Annotated in this window: 14 protein-coding genes; 3 read left to right on the plus strand and 11 right to left on the minus strand. The window is 62.9% G+C overall.

Annotated features, from left to right (window positions below; genetic code table 11):
* Positions 1–19: 19 nt before the first annotated feature.
* The 5 genes from RAM15_RS04105 to RAM15_RS04125 all read right to left on the minus strand — a co-directional run bounded on the left by RAM15_RS04105 (position 20) and on the right by RAM15_RS04125 (position 7,492).
* Entirely contained in the window at positions 20–3,100 is a 3,081-nt protein-coding gene (locus tag RAM15_RS04105) for a bifunctional [glutamine synthetase] adenylyltransferase/[glutamine synthetase]-adenylyl-L-tyrosine phosphorylase (RefSeq protein ID WP_306220878.1), read from the minus strand.
* An 85-nt stretch (positions 3,101–3,185) separates the two neighbouring features.
* Positions 3,186–3,386, minus strand: a complete 201-nt coding sequence (locus RAM15_RS04110; protein WP_024627988.1) for a hypothetical protein — start codon at positions 3,384–3,386, stop codon at positions 3,186–3,188.
* Positions 3,387–3,471: 85 nt separating this feature from the next.
* Positions 3,472–4,707, minus strand: coding sequence for a multiple monosaccharide ABC transporter permease (gene mmsB / locus RAM15_RS04115; protein ID WP_024627987.1), 1,236 nt, complete (start codon positions 4,705–4,707; stop codon positions 3,472–3,474).
* Complete coding sequence (locus RAM15_RS04120; protein ID WP_306220879.1) at positions 4,704–6,260, minus strand: sugar ABC transporter ATP-binding protein; 1,557 nt, start codon at positions 6,258–6,260, stop codon at positions 4,704–4,706. The genes mmsB and RAM15_RS04120 overlap by 4 nt, the downstream gene beginning before the upstream one ends.
* A gap of 77 nt (positions 6,261–6,337) precedes the next feature.
* A complete protein-coding gene (locus RAM15_RS04125) occupies positions 6,338–7,492 on the minus strand; it encodes a sugar ABC transporter substrate-binding protein (RefSeq protein WP_306220880.1) in 1,155 nt (384 codons plus the stop codon).
* A 236-nt stretch (positions 7,493–7,728) separates the two neighbouring features.
* Here RAM15_RS04125 and RAM15_RS04130 point away from each other — a divergent pair, with 236 nt between their 5' ends.
* Genes RAM15_RS04130 through RAM15_RS04140 form a run of 3 tightly spaced genes read left to right on the plus strand, consistent with a single transcriptional unit; the run spans position 7,729 to position 10,114 of the window.
* Positions 7,729–8,922: an ROK family transcriptional regulator gene (locus RAM15_RS04130; RefSeq protein WP_306220881.1), complete on the plus strand. Its 1,194-nt coding sequence runs from the start codon at positions 7,729–7,731 to the stop codon at positions 8,920–8,922.
* Positions 8,923–8,937: 15 nt separating this feature from the next.
* Complete coding sequence (locus tag RAM15_RS04135; protein WP_306220882.1) at positions 8,938–9,777, plus strand: ATP-binding cassette domain-containing protein; 840 nt, start codon at positions 8,938–8,940, stop codon at positions 9,775–9,777.
* A gap of 16 nt (positions 9,778–9,793) precedes the next feature.
* Positions 9,794–10,114: a hypothetical protein gene (locus RAM15_RS04140; protein WP_306220883.1), complete on the plus strand. Its 321-nt coding sequence runs from the start codon at positions 9,794–9,796 to the stop codon at positions 10,112–10,114.
* Positions 10,115–10,173: 59 nt separating this feature from the next.
* Here RAM15_RS04140 and metF read toward each other — a convergent pair whose 3' ends face one another.
* From metF to RAM15_RS04170, 6 genes are all read right to left on the minus strand, one after another.
* Positions 10,174–11,055 carry a methylenetetrahydrofolate reductase [NAD(P)H] gene (gene metF, locus RAM15_RS04145; RefSeq protein WP_306220884.1) on the minus strand — a complete coding sequence of 294 codons (882 nt, stop codon included), beginning with the start codon at positions 11,053–11,055 and terminating at the stop codon, positions 10,174–10,176.
* On the minus strand, positions 11,048–13,384 hold the full coding sequence (gene metE / locus RAM15_RS04150; RefSeq protein ID WP_306220885.1) for a 5-methyltetrahydropteroyltriglutamate--homocysteine S-methyltransferase: 2,337 nt from the start codon (positions 13,382–13,384) through the stop codon (positions 11,048–11,050). Before metE ends, metF begins: the two co-directional genes overlap by 8 nt.
* 177 nt (positions 13,385–13,561) lie before the next feature.
* Positions 13,562–14,122, minus strand: a complete 561-nt coding sequence (locus tag RAM15_RS04155; RefSeq protein ID WP_306220886.1) for a SixA phosphatase family protein — start codon at positions 14,120–14,122, stop codon at positions 13,562–13,564.
* An 80-nt stretch (positions 14,123–14,202) separates the two neighbouring features.
* Complete coding sequence (locus RAM15_RS04160; RefSeq protein ID WP_306220887.1) at positions 14,203–15,336, minus strand: tRNA (adenine-N1)-methyltransferase; 1,134 nt, start codon at positions 15,334–15,336, stop codon at positions 14,203–14,205.
* Positions 15,337–15,342: 6 nt separating this feature from the next.
* Positions 15,343–17,289 (minus strand): ABC transporter ATP-binding protein, encoded by a 1,947-nt coding sequence (locus RAM15_RS04165; RefSeq protein WP_306220888.1) that lies wholly within the window; start codon positions 17,287–17,289, stop codon positions 15,343–15,345.
* Positions 17,290–19,053, minus strand: a complete 1,764-nt coding sequence (locus RAM15_RS04170; protein ID WP_306220889.1) for an ABC transporter ATP-binding protein — start codon at positions 19,051–19,053, stop codon at positions 17,290–17,292.
* Positions 19,054–19,063 lie beyond the last annotated feature (10 nt).

The raw sequence follows: 19,063 nt of genomic DNA on the forward strand, positions 1-19,063 counted from the left end.
ACCCCGGATGGACCCAGGGTCAGCCGCCGTAGAAGAGCCGTTCCATGACCTGCCTGCAGCGGCGCATGGCCGCCAGCAGCTCGTTGACAAAGCGCTGGCCTCGGTGGGCCGGGTAGCCCAGGCAGACTGCAATGCCTCCCAGCACCTGTCCGTCGTCAGGCAGGATGTCCGCCTGGGATACCCTTCCGGACCAGAGGAAGTTGGCGTTGCGGGCTGCTGTGCAGAGCACCCAGCTGCGGCGCAGGGCCTTGGCATCCTTGGCCTTGATAAGTCCCGCAGCCTCCAGGGCATCCAGGGCGGTCAGCGTGCCGGTGACCTGCAGCTCAGGCAGATCGTGGGCATGACGCAGCTGGAGGAGCTGAACCGTCCATTCCACGTCAGACAGCCCTCCCCGGCCCAGCTTCAGATGCCGGTCCCGACGCACGCCGCGCGGCAGCCGCTCTGCCTCCATCCGGGCCTTGAGACGGCGGATCTGCCCCAGCTCCTCCTCGTTGGGCGGCTGCTGAGGGTAGCGGAGCGGATTGGCTATGCCCTCCAGAAAGTCCTTGGCCAAGCCGGCGTCCCCAGCTGCGAACCTGGCCCGGATCAGGGCCTGATGTTCCCAGGTCTCGGACCATTCGCGGTAGTAGCGCTGGTAGGAGTCCAGGGAACGCACCAGAGGACCCTGGCGACCTTCGGGGCGCAGGTCAAAGTCCAGGTCGATGCCGGGCTCCAGGCTGGCTGGTCCAGCCAGGACGGCCCGCAGGTCGGCGGTCACCCCACGTGCGAATTCGGCCGCCTGGTCCTGGTCGGCGCCTGATGACGGACGGTAGACCAGCATGATGTCGGCATCCGAGTTGAAGTTGACCTCCCTGCCCCCGTATCGACCCATGCCGATCACGGCCAGATCGGCTGGTGCGCCAGCCTGTTCCGAGCGGTGGTCCACGGCCCAGTCCAGGGCTGCATTGATGGCTGCATCGTAGACATCGGACATGCCCGCCAGGCAGGCCTGCTGATCGTCCACCCCGCTCATCCAGCCCAGCCCGATCCGCTCGATCTCCTGTCGGCGCATGGCCCGGACGGCTGTGGCGAACTCCTCCAGCGAGTCCGCATGCCGGGTTCGATAGGCTGCGGCGCGCTTGTCCAGAGTGGCCCGATCACGGGGGTTCATGTCCTGGTCATGGCCCAGCCAGGTCACCGACTGGACGGACCGGGCCAGGGCGCCGGACAGATAGCGGGAGTTGGACAGGACATGGCAGAGGCGGCGGGCGGCCGAGGTGGAGTCCCGCAGGAATCCCAGGTAGGTGCTCTTGCCGCCGAAGTGCTCCTCAAGGGTTCGCCAGCCCAGGAGTCCCATGTCCGGATCCTGCCCCTCCCCCAGCCACTGGAGGACGGCGGGCATGAGGATGCGGTTGATGCGCGCCGATCGGGTGACCCCTGTGGTCAGGGCTGTGACGTGACGAATGGCTGCATCGGGGTCGGCGAAGCCGATGGAGGCGAACCTGGCGCGGGCCGCCTGGGGGCGCAGGCTGACCTCGTCCTCGTCCACCTGGGCATTGATGGGCAGCATGGGACGGAAATAGATGGCCTGGTGAAGGTTGCGGACCTCGATTCTGGTGGCCTGGTATTGGGCCAGCATCTGGTCGGCGTGCAGACCGAAGGCCCGGGCCAGCCGCCTCAGATCGCGGTTGCTCTCCAGCTCCTCCAGGCTGGGCGGCCGCTGGCCGAGTGTGCCTGAACGGGTGATTTTCGGGAAGAGGTGGGTGCGGCGCAGCTGCCACATCTGCAGGCGATGCTCCATGACCCGCTCGAAGCGATAGTCATGGTCCAGCTGGTCGCCGTGCTTGCGTGAAATGTAGCCGCCGCGGGACAGGGCCTGCAGGGCATCCAAGGTGGCCGGACAACGCAGATCCGGGTCGCTGGAGCCATGGACCAGCTGGAGCATCTGGACGGTGAATTCCACATCCCGCAGTCCGCCCTGGCCCAGCTTGATTTCGCGCTCCTTGCGGTCCTCGGGTATCAGCCGCTCCACACGCTGGCGCATCCGCTGGCAGTCGTAGACGAAGTTGGGACGCTGACAGGCCCCCCAAACCAGGGGCTCGACCATGGCCGAATAGTCCTGTCCCAGGGCCTTGTCGCCAGCGACAGGACGGGCCTTGAGCAGGGCCTGGAATTCCCAGTTCTCAGCCCACTGGGCATAGTAGTCGGCGTAAGAGGCCAGACGGCGCACCAGGGGTCCGTCACGTCCCTCGGGCCGCAGGGCAGTATCGACCTTCCACAGCGGCGGCTCGGTCGATCCGGGAATGACCGCCTGGCAGACACGCTGCAGGAGGACGGCCATGGCAGTGCCGACGGCAATAAGATCAGTCCCATTCGGGTCCGCCCCCGAAGCCGGCTCCACCAAGTACATGAGATCCACGTCGGACACGTAGTTGAGCTCCTGGGCGCCCAGCTTGCCCATGCCTATGACGGTCAGACGGCATGAATCCGCATTGGGGACCTGACGGCAGGCAATGCTCAGAGCCCCTTGGAGTGCGGCATCGGCCATGTCTGACAGGGCCCTGCTGATTGATGGCTCCAACTCCAGAGGGTCCTCGGCTGCCAGGTCGCGGGCCATGACTGCAGCCAGCTGCAGCCGGTATTCGAACCGCAGTGCATCGGCGTAGGCCGCCAGTGAAGGCGAGGATTCTGAATTCTTCTCCACCTTATCCAAGGCGTCAAGGACCCGCCTCTGCCTGGTTTCCGCCGGGCAGTCAGCCAGGTGGTCGGGGTCGAGGGCAGCCGCCTCTGCCAGTTCCGGCCGCGAGCGCATCAGTCGGCCCATGGCCTCCGAGGCCCCCAACACCCTGATCAGCGACTGGGCTCCCTTTTGGTTTTCCTGCGGGGATCCGGCCAGAAAGCCCGGCCGGGCTCCTTGCGGATACTGCTCCAGAATTCGTATCATCCCAGCAAGGGCTTCGTCCGGATCACAGGCCTGGTCTAGGCTCTGGACCAGGGTTTGCTCCAGAGCCTGGTCGTCCACCAGACGGGCAAGCCGATCCAGCCGGACCCGGGCCTTGTCCAGGTCATGCAGCCCAAGGTGTATCAGGGTCGAAGTGGTCGGTTGCGCCGGATCTTCCATGACTCATCCCCTGCCTTTGCTTAAGGCTCCACAACGACTCTGATGTCTGCGGAACCGGTACAGGCATTATAGGGGTGACGGGTCGTCAGCCCTTGCGGCCCTCCCGGAAGGCGCAGACGGCACAGTATACAGTGACGACGGCTAAGCACACGGAGAAGATCAGTGTGGGCCATGTCAGCAGGCTGCCGTCCCGCACAGCCTCAGCCAGGGATTGGACCAGCCAGATGGCGCAGGCAGCAGCAGTCAGGCCATACATCCGAGAACGAGCCTTGCCGGTGATACGCACGATTGTTCTCCTTTTTTACCAATGTTTTAAAAATAGTTGACGGTATGAGGGGCGGGAAATGCCCGTCTCTCATACCGATAATCGGTTAGCTCTTGCGGCGCTTGGACATGACGTCGATAGCCACGGCCAGCAGGAGCACCAGCCCCTTGATGGTCTTGACGATGGCCGTGTCCACGCCCATGATGGACAGTCCCTGGTTGATCACACCCATGACGAAGGCTCCGACGACCGCCCCGGGAATGGTGCCGATGCCGCCGGTGACAGCCGTGCCGCCGATGAAGCAGGATGCGATAGCGTCCATTTCGAACTCCATACCAGCCTGGGCGGTGGCCGAGGCCAGTCGTGAAAGCATGCAGATGGCTGCCACAGCGGACAGGAAGCCCATGTGGACGAATAGCGTGAAGTCCACCCGTTTGGCATTGATGCCCGAGAGCACGGCAGCCTTGCGGTTGCCGCCCACTGCGTATACATGTCGGCCGAAGACGGTCCTGGTGAGGATGAAGTTGTAAATCAGGACCAATACGGCCACGATGACCAGCATTATGGGCGTCCCGCCCTGGTTCTCATTGCCGGAGGAGGCCAGCAGGTAGGTCACGAAGAGGATGACGACTGCGGCCACGATGATCTTGCCGGTCATCAAGGCCTTGGGCTCGGGAACCAGACCTACAGCCAGGGTCTTGCGGCGGCGGGCAATCTGCGACCAGGCATAGGCCAGGATGCAGATCAGGCCCAGAACCACGGTCAGGCCGTCGAAGGGGCCCCACCATCCCAGGATGTTGGGCAGGTAGTCACGGGCGATCCCCCTGAACTGTGCGGAGGTGATGGGCACGGATTCGCCGACGATGACTGTGGCCAGACCACGGAAGATCAGCATGCCGGCCAGGGTGGTGATAAATCCTGGAATGCCGATGACGGCGACCCAGAAGCCCTGCCAGATGCCGATCAGCAGACCTACGATCAAGGACAGGCCGATGGCCACGATCCAATTGACCCCCATATGTTCCATGAGGATGGCGCACACGCCTCCGATGAAGGCCACCAGCGAGCCCACCGACAAATCAATGTGGGTGGCGATGATGACCATGACCATGCCGATGGCCAGGATGATCACGTAGGCGTTCTGCTGGATCAGCGAGACGAAGCTGTTGGGTTTGAGCAGCACCCCCTTAGTCAGTATTTCGAAGACGACCACGATGACCACCAGAGCGCCGACGATGCCATACTGCCGGGCGTTGCTGGCCAGGGAGGCCAGAATGCCAGGTCCTGCCTGTTCTTGTTCCACCGCCTGGGCGGTGCTCTTGTTGCTGTTGGGCGAGCTCATCTGGCTGCCACTCCCTTCTTTTCCTGGGTCATGCCCTTCATCAGATATTCCTGCGAGAAGTCCCGGCGCTCCACGTCGTTGGTGATGACCCCCTGGCTGACCGTATAAATCCGGTCACAGATGCCGATCAGCTCGGGCAATTCAGAGGAGATGACCACCACAGCCTTGCCCTGGTCGACCAGCCGGTCGATGATCTCGTAGATCTCGTACTTGGCTCCCACATCAATGCCTCGGGTGGGCTCGTCCAGGATGAGCACATCAGGATCCGAGATCACCCACTTGGCCAGCACGACCTTTTGCTGGTTGCCGCCGGAAAGGGTGGAGACGGGCACATCGATGTTGCTGCACTTGATGTTGAAGTCCTTGCGGTACTCCTCCACCCGTGCCCTCTCCAGGTTCTCGTTCATGACCCCATGGCGGCTCATTTTCTTGAGCGAAGCCAAGGAGGCGTTTTCCCTGATGTTCTGCAGCAGGTTGAGTCCGAAGACCTTGCGGTCCTCAGTGGCATAGGCCAGGCCCGAGTCGATGGCCGACTGGACGTTCGGCAGCTCGACCTGACGGCCATGCATCTCGATTCTGCCGCTGATATGGCTGCCATAGGACCGCCCGAAGATGCTCATGGCCATCTCGGTGCGACCAGCACCCATGAGTCCCGCCAATCCGACGATCTCACCCTCGTGAACCACCAGATTGGCATGATCGACCACGGTGCGGGAGGGATCCTGCGGGTGGTGGACAGTCCAATCGCTGACCTTGAGCACCTCCTTGCCGATGTGCGGCACGTGCTCGGGATAGAGGTTGGTCAGCTCGCGGCCGACCATCTTCTGGATGAGCAGATCCTGATCCAGCGGGTGGTCTTGGTCGATTCGCATGCCGCCCACCGTGGAGCCATCCCGTAGAATGGTCACCCCATCCGCAATCTGTCCCACCTCGCCCAGCTTGTGGGTGATGAGGATGCTGGTCACTCCCTGCTGGTCACGCAGCTGTCTGACCAGATCCAGCAGATGATCGGAATCATCGTCGTTCAAGGCGGCTGTGGGCTCATCCAGAATCAGCAGCCTGACGTGCTTGGACAGCGCCTTGGCGATCTCCACCAGCTGCTGCTTGCCCACTCCAAGGTCCATGACCCTGGTGTCGGGTTTCTCGTCCAGCCCCACACGCTCCAACAGACGCGAGGCCTTGGCCCTCGTCGTGTCCCAGTCCATTACGCCATTGTGGGCCTGCTCATTGCCCAGGAAGATGTTCTCGGCAATGGATAGGAAAGGGCTCAGCGCCAGCTCCTGGTGGATGATGACGATGCCGTCGTCCTCCGAATCATTGATGGTCCGGTAGCGGCAGGGCTTGCCGTCGAACAGGATTTCGCCGGTATAGCTGCCATGAGGGTAGACCCCGGACAGCACATTCATCAGGGTTGACTTGCCGGCCCCGTTTTCCCCGCAGATGGCATGGATTTCGCCCTTGTGCACATCCATGTCGACATTGGACAGAGCCTTTACCGGACCGAAGGTCTTGGTGATTCCCTGCATTCGCAACAAGATGTCCTCGTCGGACATGCTTTCACCTCCTGTGCGCCGACCGTCCCTCCCCTTGACCGGAAGCGGGACGGTCCGGCGCGACTGTGATGCCGACCTCACTTGGTCAGCTGATCGAATCGTGCCTGGGTCAGGTAGTTCGCCTTGACCAGATCGGTCAGGTTGTCCTTGGTGATGGCCTTGGGATCCAGCAGCTTCGAGGGTACCTTGATGCTGTTGTTGTCAAAGGTGCCGTTGATGCCGGTAACCTTCTTGCCCTGGGCAATTTCGAGGATCATGTCGTAGACGGCCTCGGCCAGCTTGTTGACGTCCTTGAAGACGGTCTGACCTTGCAGTCCCTTGGAGATGTTGGCCACGGAGATCTCCATGGCGTCCTGCCCGGTGATCTTGGGCCAGCTGTCGGTATTGGGCTGGATGTCGGGCCTCTTGGACTGGATGGCGTTGATGACTCCCTGGCTGATGCCGTCATAGGGACTGAGCACGGCATCCAGACGCTCGCCATGGGCGTAGGTCGAATCAAGAATGGACTCCATATCCTTCTGAGCCTGCTCGGTCTTCCAGGATTGGACGGAGATCTTCTGCCAGTCTGAAAGCTTGAAGTCCTTGGTCACGCCGCCGCCATGCTGGGAGGGACTGACCAGAACGCCCGACTTGAAGTAGGGCTGAAGCAGCTCCCAGGCGCCCTTGAAGAAGTACTTGGCGTTGTTGTCGTCGGGAGAACCGGTAAAGAGCTCAATATTGAATGGACCCTTGGCTCCGTTTTTGAGCCCCAGCTGGTCTATCAGCCAGTTGGCCTCCAGCACGCCGGTGCGCTCAAGCTGGAAGGTCGCATAGTAGTCAACGGCCTTGGTGTTCATGATCAGCCGGTCATAGGCGATGACCTTGGCCCCGGCATCCTTGGCCTTCTCGACAGCCGGCCCAACAGCGGTGCCGTCCTTGGAAGCCACCACCACGATCTTGGCGCCCTTGTTGACCATGTTCTCGATGTCGGCATTCTGCTGGGCGGGCTTGTCATCCGCGAAGGAGAGCACTACCTTGTAGCCTGCCTTCTCCAGTTTGCTCTTGAGGTTGTTGCCGTCCTTGTTCCAACGCTCCTCGGACTTGGTGGGCATGGACACGCCGATGGTGGCTCCTTTGCTGATCGCCCCTCCCTCCTGGGAGGAACTGGAGGCACGTGATCCTCCGCAGGCGCCCAGTCCGGTCAGCATGGCGACGCCGATGACTGCCGCCATGGTTCGTTGCATCATCTTCATGAAGACTCCTTCATCCTTGAATTCTCCGGCAGGCATCTCCGTCTGCCTGGGCCCCTTCATTGCAGGCCCAGTGGTCAGCATACCCATTTGTGTTTACTTTATCAACTCAATAAAGCTAAATATCTATTTATATGTTATGTACATGAATTTAATAATTCGTCCGGATTACTTACTCCCATCGGCGGAAGAGGTGCTATGGGCGGGGGCAAGCCACGATCTTGGCTACACTGGAACCTATGGCACATCGATTGTTCGGTTCACAGTCCTCATTGCGTGAGGCCAACCGTGCACTATTGCTGGATACGATCCGAAAATTCGGCGCCATGACCCAGATCGAACTGGCTGAAAATACCGGGCTTTCAACGGCAACTGTCTCCAACCTGGTGCGTTTGATGGGCGATCAGGGACTACTGGAGACATCCTCCACCACCAGAAACGGCCGCCGCGCCACCCTGGTCATGCTGGCCCGCCGCAAGGGCCTCGGAGTCGGGCTCTATATCGGCCGTCACGAAATGCGGCTGGAAGTTGTCGACGCCAGCCATGCCATCCTGGCAGAGCATGATATGGCGCTGCCACGGCAGCACAAGCCTGACACAACCCTGGAACGGGCCATGATCCTGATCAAGGAGACGCTGACTTCCATCGGCGCCCAATCGGATGAGCTTGTCGGCCTGGGCCTGGCCATGGGGGCCCCAGTGGACTGCAGAACTCACCAGCTGGCCATTCCCGGCATCCTGCGGGGCTGGGACAAGGAGGATCTGATAGGCACCTTCCATGAGGCCTTCCAGGTGCCGGTCCAGGTGGACAACGATGCCAACTTCTCAGCCATGGCCGAGCTGAGAATGGGCGCGGCAGTCGGCAGACGAAACTTCGTTTACATCCACGCCAATGACGGTGTGGGTGCGGGAATCGTCATCAACGGCGACGTGTGGCGGGGCACCACCGGGCTGGCAGGCGAAATAGGCCATGTCCAGGTGGATCCCTTGGGCGATATCTGCATCTGCGGCAACCGCGGGTGCCTGAATACTGTGGTGGACGAGAGCCGTCTGGTCTCCTTGCTCAGCGTGACACACGGGAACATGACCCTGGAGGATCTGGTGGGCAATGCCGTCAAGGGGGACCCGGGCTGCAGACGGATTGTGGGCGACGCGGCCATCCGCATCGGCAATGTAGTAGCCGATCTGTGCAACGCCGTGGATCCCGAGGTGGTGATTCTGGGAGGCATTCTGAGCACAACCGAAGACGTGTTTCTGGAACCCCTCCGGGAGACCCTTCAGCGCATGCTTTTCCCTGACGCCATGGTTCCCATGGAGGTGCTCCCTGCCCGCTATCCGATTACCGGTTCCGCTTTGGGGGCGGCTATGATGGCTGTCGACAGCGTCAACGAACACATTGATGTGTCCAACAAGTCCGCAGGTCGATCATCGTAGAGGAGGTGACCTGGATTGCATAAAACCGCTGTCTTGATGCAGATGGACGACCTCTGCATCAGGTTCGGGTTCGTTGAGGCCCTCAAACATATCAACCTGGATATCCGCCAACACGAAGTGCTCGCCATCGTAGGCGACAATGGAGCAGGCAAGTCCACACTGGTCAGGATTCTGTCCGGCTTGATCCGACCCGACCAGGGTACCTTGCTCTGGAAGGGCCGACCAACCAGCATTCCCTCGATCAGAGTCGCCAATCAGTTGGGCATTGCAGCCGTTTTCCAGGGGCAGGACTTCTGCGACAACCTGGATGTCTCCTCCAACCTCTTCCTGGGCAAGGAATTGCGCGATCGTCACCATCGGCGTGACGACGAAGCCATGCGTCGGCGCACCCGTCAGGTCCTCCAGTCGCTGTCCTCCCCCATCCGCGTGGGACAACCCATGGCAACCCTTTCCCTGGGGCAAAAACAGACTGTATCGATCGCCAGGACCCTGCTGGACAATCCGGAGCTGATCCTGCTCGACGAGCCGACGGCCTCCTTGTCAGTCATGCAGTCCGCAGAGGTGCTCAACTACATCAAGCGCATGCGTTCCGAGGGGCGCAGCATACTCATGGTCTGCCACGATCTGCCGGACGTTTTCGCGGTTTCCGACCGCATAGCAGTCATGCGCCAGGGACGGCTGGTAGGAGTCCTTCCTACGGCCAAGACATCTTATGAGACTGTAATAGCCTTGATTTCGGGCATTGATCCCGAAGATGTCATACAGGACCAGGAGCAGCTGGATGCCATGGCCAGAGCCAACGCCCGCGTCCACGCCCTGCGCGGCACCAGAAAGGCCTTGCCCGAGCAATCATGAACAAAGGAATCCTAGAATGCAGCTGACCGATATCCTCCTGACCATTGCCTGCGCCCTGATAGGGCTGGCGGTGGGACTGATCTACGGACTTCTGCCGAAGAAAAACGACCGACTGACCGATTCGCAACAGCGCTGGACACAGGTCCTGTCCCTGATCGGGGTCGGCCTGGTGGTGATCCTCATTCTGCTGGGGCGCGACCTGGCCTCCTGGGTGACCATCGGAGGGATGATCCTCGGTCTGTTGATTGGCATGATACCGCCGCTGAACAGGGCTGCGCTCAAGGTCTGGCCATGGCTGAGGCCCCGCACCGACAATCAGGGCCAAAAGCGTCGCTGAAAGCTGGCGATCACGCTTTTGCCGTCATCGATGCGGGGCCTCCCCCTGCTCCTATGCAATTATTTTTGGCTGCTGACCGGCTCTTCCTTGGCCCCCGCCTGATGGAAGAGGTGGCGGACGTTGTGCCAGATGCGCCTGGTGACGCCGGAGTGGTTCATGGAGTAGAGGTGGATGCCGTCCACCCCATGGGCCACCAGGTCGGCGATCTGCTGTGAGGCGTAGATGATGCCCGCCTCGCGCAGGCTGGCCCGGTCGTCGCCCCAGCGCTCCAGGATGGATTCAACCGCCGCCGGGATCCGCGCCTGGCAGACCTCGCTCATGTGCCGGACCTGGCCCTCGTTGGTGATGGGCATGATGCCGGCCTCGATGGGCACTTGGATGCCGGCTGCCCGGGCCCGGTCCAGGAAGTCAAGAAAATCGGCGTTGTCGTAGAAGAGCTGCGAGACCAGATGATCCACGCCGGAATCCACCTTGATCCGCAGATTCTCAATGTCCTCCTCGGGCGAGGCGGCCTCAGGATGGGTCTCCGGATAACAGGCCCCGTATATCGACAGGTTCGGCCGACGGGAGCGGATGTAGGCGGCCAAGTCGCTGGCATGATCGAAGACTCCGGCGGGCTCGCGGCCCTCCACGCTGTCGCCGCGCAGGGCCAGCACCGCTGCCACCCCTGCATCATCGAACATGTCCAGGGCCTGGTCGATCACCTCGCGGTCCGCATACTGGGCGGTCAAGTGAGCCACGGCAGGGATGCCGTACTCGGTATGGATGGTCTTGGCTATGCGGGCCGTGGCTGTGCGGTCCGAGCGCCGGCCGGTCCCGTAGGTCACCGAGATGAAGTCGGGCATCAGCCCTTCCAGCCCATCCAGGGTGTCATAGATGGTGCCCACCGGGGCATCGCGCTTGGGGGGAAAGACCTCCAGGGAAAAGATAGGCTCATGCATGATCCGACTCCTGACTGGACGATAGCTCCGCACGCACCTGATGGGCGGCGGCCACCATGTGCTCCAGGCTGGGCCAGGTCTCCTTGTCGCCTCGGGTCTTCAATCCGCAGTCGGGATTGATCCAGACCTTGGCCGCATCCAGCTTCTTCAGGATGGCGTGGATACGGTCCACGATCTCCTCGGTGGAGGGGATGCGCGGCGAGTGGATGTCGTAGACTCCGGGGCCTGCCTCGGTCTCGAACTTGGCCTCCTGAATGGCATCCAGGACGGTCAGGTCGGAGCGGGAGGCTTCGAAGGAGATCACATCGGCGTCCATGGCATCAATGTCCTTGATGATGTCATTGAACTCCGAGTAGCACATGTGGGTGTGAATTTGGGTAGTGGGTTTGACCCCGGAATGCACCAGCCGGAAGGCGGGGATGGCCCAGTCCAGGTAACGGCTGTGCCAGTCGGAGCGCCTCAGCGGCAGCTTCTCGCGCAGGGCGGCTTCGTCGATTTGGATGATGCGGATGCCCGCAGCCTCCAGGTCCAGGACCTCGTCACGGATGGCCAGGGCCAGCTGGCGGGTCTGCTGCTTGTGATCGATGTCCTCGCGGGGCCAGGACCAGTTGAGAATGGTCACCGGACCGGTCAGCATCCCCTTGACCACATGGTTGGTGCGGGACTGGGCATATGAGGACCAGCGGACGGTGATGGGCCTGGCGCGGGAGATGTCCCCCCAGACGATGGGAGGCTTGACGCAGCGGGTGCCGTAGGACTGGACCCAGGCATTCCGGGTAAAGAGGTAGCCCTTGAGGTTCTGGCCGAAGTACTCGACCATGTCGTTGCGCTCGAACTCGCCGTGGACCAGCACATCCAGGCCGATCTGCTCCTGGTGGTCGATGACCTGGTCGATCTTGCGGGCGATGAAGTCGTCGTAGTCCTCCTGGCTGATCTCCTTCTTGCGCAGGCGGGCACGCTCGGCGCGGACCTCGGCGGTCTGGGGGAAGGAGCCGATGGTGGTGGTCGGCAGCAGGGGCAGACCCAGCTCCTGGGCCTGGATCCTCTGGCGTTCGGGCCGGGCCGGGGTACGCACAAAGTCCTCGTCCTTAAGGCCGGCCAGGCGCTGCTGCACCTGGGGGTCGGGCTGGACGCGGCTGCCGTCGAAGAGCTTCTGGTTGTCGGCAAGGGCCTTGCTGGAGCGGCGCTGGTCCTCGTCGGCATCGGCCAGCTGGGCCAGGTCGTGCAGCTCGCCCAGCTTCTCCAAGGCGAAGGCGAAGTGGGGCCGCACGGTGTCGGCATCCAGCCCATCCTCGTCGGCCACGGTATAGGGCACGTGCAGCAGTGAGCATGCGGTGGACACCACCACGTTCGGGGTCACCTGGTGCAGGGCATCCAGCAGGCCCAGGCTGACTGCATAGTCGTTGCGCCAGATGTTGCGGCCGTTGACCAGGCCGGCGAAGATGGTGGTTCCCTCCGGCACGCTATGCTCCTTGAGGGCCGCCAGGTTCTCATCCCTGCCCTCGACCAGATCCAGACCGATGCCGTCGAAGCCCAGGTCAGCCAGCCGGGCATAGCAGTCGCCAATATGGCCGAAGTAGGTGTTGAGCAGGATACGGACCTTGCCCTGGCCGCTCTGGCGGGCCTTGAGAATGGGCCCATAGAGGGTATCGAAGAGGTCCTGGTCGCCCGGTTCCTTGTCCAGGACCAGATAGGGCTCGTCCAGCTGTACCCAGTCGGCGCCAAGGCCGATGAACCGCTCCAGTATGGTCGCATAGGCCTTGGCCAGGTCCTGGACCAGTGCCGGGTCAGGATCCAGCAGCTCGCCCTGGGGGCCGCGTGCCAGCTTGAGGAAGGTGTAGGGGCCGATCAGCACCGGCTTGGCGGCGATGCCCTGCTTGCGCGCCTCCTGGAACTCCTTGAAAGGCTTGTCGCCCTCAAGGGCGATTTTGGTGTCCTGGTCGATCTCGGGCACCAGGTAGTGGTAGTTGGTGGTGAACCATTTCTTCATGGGCAGGGCGGTCACGTCACCCTGCTCCCCCTGGTAGCCGCGGCCCATGGCGAAGAGGGTGTCCTCAGGGCCCAGGCCCAGCTTCCGATAGCGCTCGGGCACGACGCCCAGGAGGATGGACGTATCCAAGACCTGGTCGTAGTAGCTGAAATCGTTGACGGGAATCAGGTCGACGCCGGCCTCCTGCTGAAGCTGCCAGTGCCTGGCCCGCAGATCAGCGGCCGTGCGCCGTACCTCGTCCAGATTCCGTTCGCCCTTCCAATAGCCCTCGATGGCCCTCTTGAGTTCGCGGTGCGCGCCGATGCGCGGGAATCCGGACACGGATGTAATCGCTGCCATGAAACCTCCCAGTTTCGTCCTGATGTCTTTGGTCAGCCTATCAGCGGCGGGAGGAGGCGGGTAATTGGTGCAAATAAGGTGTCGCCATAACCTGAATCGATAACGGCAGGACAGCAGCAACGGGATTACTGGACGCTAAGACTGCCTATAGAAGATCGTCTACGGCTTGTTCGCCGGTCAGTCTTCAAGGTCCTGGGGGCCCAGAATGCCAAGCAAACGGGCCTGGTGGGTTCCCCAGTCGGTCAATGGCCGTTCAGACCCCAGCACGACCATAGTGGCCGGGGGCAGTCCAAGATTGAGCAGGTCCAAAAGGTCGGGATCGGAGTTGTCCTCGGCCAGCCATTGTGAGCAGATAGACATGGTGGGCTCATGACCCAGGATGAGGACCCGACGGTCACGATCCTCGGTCTGCGCCAGCTCGTCGAAGACCGCCTGCATGCCGGATTCATAGAGGGATTCCCGGTAATCGACACGCGGCCCATCCCCCAAGGGCTTGAGCATGCCGTCCAGGGTCTGACGGGCCCGGGGTGCGCCCGAGCAGATGATGCGGTCAGGCACCAGGCCCAAAGCGGTCAAGCCACGGCCCATGATCCGAGCCTGTCTCTGGCCACGGTCGGTCAGCTGGCGGCTGCGATCGCCCTGCGACCCCTGGCGTCCGGTCTTGGCGTGACGCATGAGCATGAGGGTTCGGCTGCACCGCCGCAGATCCTCAGCCTTCAGACCCTTTCGCAAACCCATCCATGCTTCCTTTCCCGACAATCTCATCAGTCGCCCTTCCCATTATGACAGAGCCCAGTGGATACGCCGGTCATGGGTGATCAGTCTTCCTGATCCTGTCCGCTTTGCACAGTTCGCACCTGATGGTCCAGGTCACGCAGCACCTTGCGCAGCTTGCGATCGGAGACCCGGCGCAGCTCCAGATCCTCGAGATCCTCCAGGTTATCCATCTCGCGCTCGCGATTGGAGCCGCTGGTCTCGGCAGGCCCCCGGCCCTGATCCACGTCTGTCTGGTAGTCCTTGGTGGCCCGGATATGCTTGCGCAGAGCCTGCTGGCCGGAAGCCATGGCCCTGCTGGTCAAGAGGAAGCCGGTGTGCCCGATCATCTCATGCTCGGGTCGGACCGCCAGGCCGTCGGCCTTCCAGGAACGCTCCAGGCTCTCCATGATCTCGGGCTCGGTCCACCGGCCGTCGGCGCGCAGGGCCTCGGCCAGCCGGCTGAGCTGGGTGGTGGTGGTCACATAGGCGGTCAGCACGCCGCCGGGGGCCATGACCCGATAGGCCTGCTCCAGACGGTTCCAAGGGTCCAGCATGTCCAGAACAATACGGTCGAATTCATCCTCGGGCAGGTCGGCGGCAAGGGTGTCGAAGTCGCCGGTGCGCAGGTCCCACTGGGCAGGGCGCTGTCCAAAGAAGACGGTGGCATTGCCCATGGCCACCCGGGCGAACTCCTCCCGCCGCTCGATGCTGGTCAGCTTCCCCTCCGTGCCGATGGCATCCAGCAGGCCCAGGCTCATGGCCCCTGATCCGGCCCCCGACTCCAGGACCCTCATGCCCGGACAGATGTCGCCCAGGAGGATGACCCTGGCCACGTCCTTGGGGTACATGATCTGGGCGCCGCGCGGCATGGAGAGGATGTAGTCCTCCAGCCGGGGGCGCATGACGGTGAAGGCCCATCCCCCTATGCTTCGCGAGGACTTCCAGGGCTTGGCCCTGTCAGGTGCTTCTGTGACAGTGCCGGCATCCTGCTTGTGGCGCATCTGCCGCCACTTGTCAGCCGAAATGGTCACCACCACGGATCCCTCGGGCAGGCCAATCATGGCCTCGTGCGGCAGGAGCCCGTGGTCGGTCTGGGTCAGGCCGCCAGGTTCCAGCATGACCGTCAGCCTGCGGCCACGCCGGTCGGTCAGCTGGACCCGCTCCCCTACGCTCAGCGGACCGCGTCTAAGGCTCATGCCCCCTCAGTCCTCCTCGCCCTTGGTGAACTGGGAGTTGTAGAGGGAGGCATAGGCGCCTCCGCGCTCCAGCAGCTGGTCGTGGGTGCCCTGCTCGACCACCGAGCCGTGGTTGACCACCAGGATCAGGTCGGCGTCGCGGATGGTGGACAGCCTGTGCGCGATGACGAAGGAGGTCCTGCCCTTGCGCAGGGTGTTCATGGCCTGCTGGACCAGCAGCTCGGTCCTGGTGTCCACCGAGGATGTGGCCTCGTCCAGGATCAGGATATCGGGGTCGGACAGGAAGGCCCGGCAGATGGTCATCAGCTGGCGTTCGCCCTGGCTGAGCTCGCTGCTGTCCTCATTGAGGACGGTGTCGTAGCCTTGGGGCAGCTTGCGGATGAACTCGTCCACATGGGTGGCCTTGGCGCCGTCGATCATGGTCTGCTCAGGAATGGTCTGCCCCTCGTCCAGCCCGTAGAGCAGGTTGTCGCGGACGGTGCCGTCGAAGAGCCAGGTGTCCTGCAGGACCATGCCGAAGTGGCTGCGCAGGTCGTGGCGGGTCACCCTGGAGGTGTCCACGCCGTCGATGGTGATGTGCCCGCCCTGGATCTCGTAGAAGCGCATGAGCAGGTTGACCAGTGTGGTCTTGCCGGCGCCGGTGGGCCCGACGATGGCGATGGTCTGCCCGGGCTTGGCCTCGATGGACAGGTCCCTGATCAGCGGCTCGGCCGGATCGTAGGAGAAGCGGACGTGGTCGAAGCGGACGTGGCCCTCGACCTTGCCTCCGGTCTCCTGGCCCAGATGGTCGGGATGCTCGATGTCCGGCACCTCCTCGGCCTCGTCCAGGAAGTCGAAGACCCTGCGGCAGGAGGCCAGGGAGGACTGGAGCATGGTGCCCATGGAGGCCAGCTGGCCGATGGGCTGGGAGGCCTGACGGGTGTACTGGGTGAAGGCCTGCAGGCCGCCCAGGCTCATGCTGCCGTTGAGCACGTGCACGCCGCCGATGATGACCACGATCACGAAGCTCAGGTTGCCGAAGAAGGTAGACATGGGCGTGACCAGGGCCGAGAAGAAGGAGGCCTTGAAGCTGGCCTGGTAGAGCTCCTGGTTGCGCTCCTCGAACTCCTCTTCAGCCTTGTGCTGGTGTCCGAATGCCCGGACCACCATGTGGCCTGAGAACATCTCCTCCACGTGGCTGTTGACCTGGCCGGTGCGTATCCACTGCCTGGTGAACTGGGGCTGGGTCTTCTTGAGGATGATGCCCGCGCACAGGGCCATGACCGGGATGATGATGAAGGCGATCAGGGTCAGCAGGGGCGAGATGGTCAGCATCATGATGAAGGCGCCGATGATGGAGAAGACCGAGAAGAGCAGCTCGCCAAGGATCTGCTGCAGGGTGCCCGAGATGTTGTCGATGTCGTTGGTGGTCCGGCTCATGACCTCGCCGCGCGGGGTCCGGTCGAAGTACTGCAGGGGCAGCCGGTCCAGCTTGTCCTCGATCTGCCTGCGCATGGTATAGACCGCGTCTGAAACCAGCCGGGTCATCAGGAAGTTCTGCACCAGCCTGACCAGGATGGAGATCAGGTAGATGCCGATGACGAACATGAGGATGGTGCCGAAGCGCCCCCAGTCGATGCCCACGCCAACCTGGACGTTCATGGAGTCGATCATCCGGGCGAACTTGTCCTGCCCGCGGGACTGCAGGTAGGTGACCACAGCCTGCTTGGGGGTGCCGGGCTTGGCGCCCATCTTGACCAGCATGGAACCCAGCAGCCCCTCGAAAAGGACGTTGGTGGCCTCGCCCATGACCTTGGGCCCGATGACGATCATGGCCACGGCAATCATGCCGGAGAGGACCATGACGATGACCCTCCAGGGGCTGGCCAGCAGGTAATGGACCAGCCGGCCCACGGTGTGGCGGCGGCCGCCTACGGCCTTCGAGCCTGTATTTGCGCTCAAGTTCCTTGCCATCTACTCGGCCCTCCCCTCGTCAATGCTCAGCTCTTCCACGTCGGGACCCTGCCCGCCCTGGGATTGGACGATCTCCTGGTAGGTGGGGCAGTCCTCCATGAGCTCGTCGTGGGTGCCCCGGCCGACGATGCGGCCTCGGTCCAGGACCAGAATCTGGTCGGCGTCGCGGATGGACGCCGCCCTCTGGGCCACGACGATCTGGGTGGCCTCGCGGGTGACCGGCACCAGGGCCTCGTGCAGGGCGCGGTCGGTGGTCATGTCCAAGGCCGAGAAGGAGTCGTCGAAGGTGTAGATGCGGGGGTTGCGCAGAATGGCCCTGGCCATGCAGAGCCGCTGCTTCTGCCCGCCGGAGAAGTTGGTGCCGCCCTCGGCCACGCGGGCATCAAGGCCCTCGGGGATCTCATGGACGAAGTCCTCTGCCTGGGCGATGCGCAGGGCCTGCCAGATGCGGTCGTCATCGGCATCGGGGTCCCCGTAGTGCATGTTGTCGCGGATGGTGCCGGTGAAGAGGGTGGCTTTCTGCGGGACCGGCCCGAAGATCAGGGCCAGCTGGTCGGGGTCGTACTCGCGCACATCGTGCCCGTCCACCAGGACCTGGCCGTTGGTGACGTCGAACATGCGGTTGGCCAGCCGGATGATGGTGGACTTGCCGGATCCCGTGGCCCCGATGATGGCCGTCGTGGTCCCCGGCCGTGCAGTGAAGGAGATATCCGAAAGGACCGGGTCCTGGGCGCCAGGATAGCTGAAGTCCACATGCTTGAACTCCAGCAGCCCCTGAGGGTGCTCGTTGCGGTAGGGATGCTCGGGAGCGGCGATCTCGCTGGTGGCCTCCAGGACCTCGTTGATCCTTCGGGCGGCCACAGCGGCCCTGGGCAGCATGACCGACATCATAGCGGCCATCATCAGGCCTGACAGGATGATCATCAGGTACTGGATGAAGGCCTGCAGGGCGCCGATCTGCATGGCCCCGGAGTCGATGCGGCGGCCGCCGAACCACATGATGGCCACGTTGGACATGTTCAGCAGGAACCACATGAGCGGCACCATCATGCTCATCAGCCGGCCGGTGGAGATCAGGACGCCGTAGACGTCGCGGTTGGCCTTGTCGAAGCGGGCTGCCTCGGTCTTCTCGCGGACGAAGGCACGGATGACCCGCACGCCGGAGATCTGCTCGCGGACCAGGCGGTTGACGGAGTCCAGCATGTTCTGCAGGCGGGTGAACAGGGGGCCCATCCTGCCCATGAGCACCAGGGCCACCAGGAGAATCAGGGGGATGATGACCGCCAGGGACCAGGTCAGGGGGCCGTCCTGGCGCAGGGCCAGAATCAGCCCGCCGATCAGCATGACCGGGGCCTGCAGGATGATCATCAGGGTCTGCATGGTGGTCATCTGCATCTGCTGGACGTCGTTGGTGGTGCGGGTGATCAGGGAACCGGCCGAGAAGCGCTCGATCTCGTTGAGGCTGAAGCCCTCCACCGAGGCGAACAGGTCCCTGCGCAGCTCGTAGCCCATCCTCATGGCCAGCCGGGTGGCGCAGTAGACGGCGACCACGTTGGCCACGATCTGGAGGGCGGTGATCCCCATCATCTGCCAGCCGATCCTGTAGATGGCATCCTGGTCGCCTACGGCCACGCCCTTGTCGATGATGTCCGCCTGCAGGTTGGGCAGGTAGAGGTTCAAGGCCGTCTGCGCCACCTGAAAGAGCACCAGAACGGCCACCTGCAGCCAATAAGGCCTCAGGTAGCGGGTCCATATCTTGATCACGTCAACATCC

Origin of the sequence: Bifidobacterium asteroides, from assembly GCF_030758775.1 — a bacterium.
GTDB lineage: Bacteria > Actinomycetota > Actinomycetes > Actinomycetales > Bifidobacteriaceae > Bombiscardovia > Bombiscardovia kimbladii.

Bases quoted from the DNA above. Each gene is read 5' to 3' on its own strand.
- RAM15_RS04140 (WP_306220883.1), top strand. From the start codon at position 9,794: ATGCAGCTGACCGATATCCTCCTGACCATTGCCTGCGCCCTGATAGGG.
- RAM15_RS04125 (WP_306220880.1), bottom strand. From the start codon at position 7,492: ATGAAGATGATGCAACGAACCATGGCGGCAGTCATCGGCGTCGCCATG.
- RAM15_RS04155 (WP_306220886.1), bottom strand. From the start codon at position 14,122: ATGGGTTTGCGAAAGGGTCTGAAGGCTGAGGATCTGCGGCGGTGCAGC.
- RAM15_RS04120 (WP_306220879.1), bottom strand. From the start codon at position 6,260: ATGTCCGACGAGGACATCTTGTTGCGAATGCAGGGAATCACCAAGACC.
- mmsB (WP_024627987.1), bottom strand. From the start codon at position 4,707: ATGAGCTCGCCCAACAGCAACAAGAGCACCGCCCAGGCGGTGGAACAA.
- metE (WP_306220885.1), bottom strand. From the start codon at position 13,384: ATGGCAGCGATTACATCCGTGTCCGGATTCCCGCGCATCGGCGCGCAC.
- RAM15_RS04165 (WP_306220888.1), bottom strand. From the start codon at position 17,289: ATGGCAAGGAACTTGAGCGCAAATACAGGCTCGAAGGCCGTAGGCGGC.
- RAM15_RS04160 (WP_306220887.1), bottom strand. From the start codon at position 15,336: ATGAGCCTTAGACGCGGTCCGCTGAGCGTAGGGGAGCGGGTCCAGCTG.
- metF (WP_306220884.1), bottom strand. From the start codon at position 11,055: ATGCATGAGCCTATCTTTTCCCTGGAGGTCTTTCCCCCCAAGCGCGAT.
- RAM15_RS04105 (WP_306220878.1), bottom strand. From the start codon at position 3,100: ATGGAAGATCCGGCGCAACCGACCACTTCGACCCTGATACACCTTGGG.
- RAM15_RS04130 (WP_306220881.1), top strand. From the start codon at position 7,729: ATGGCACATCGATTGTTCGGTTCACAGTCCTCATTGCGTGAGGCCAAC.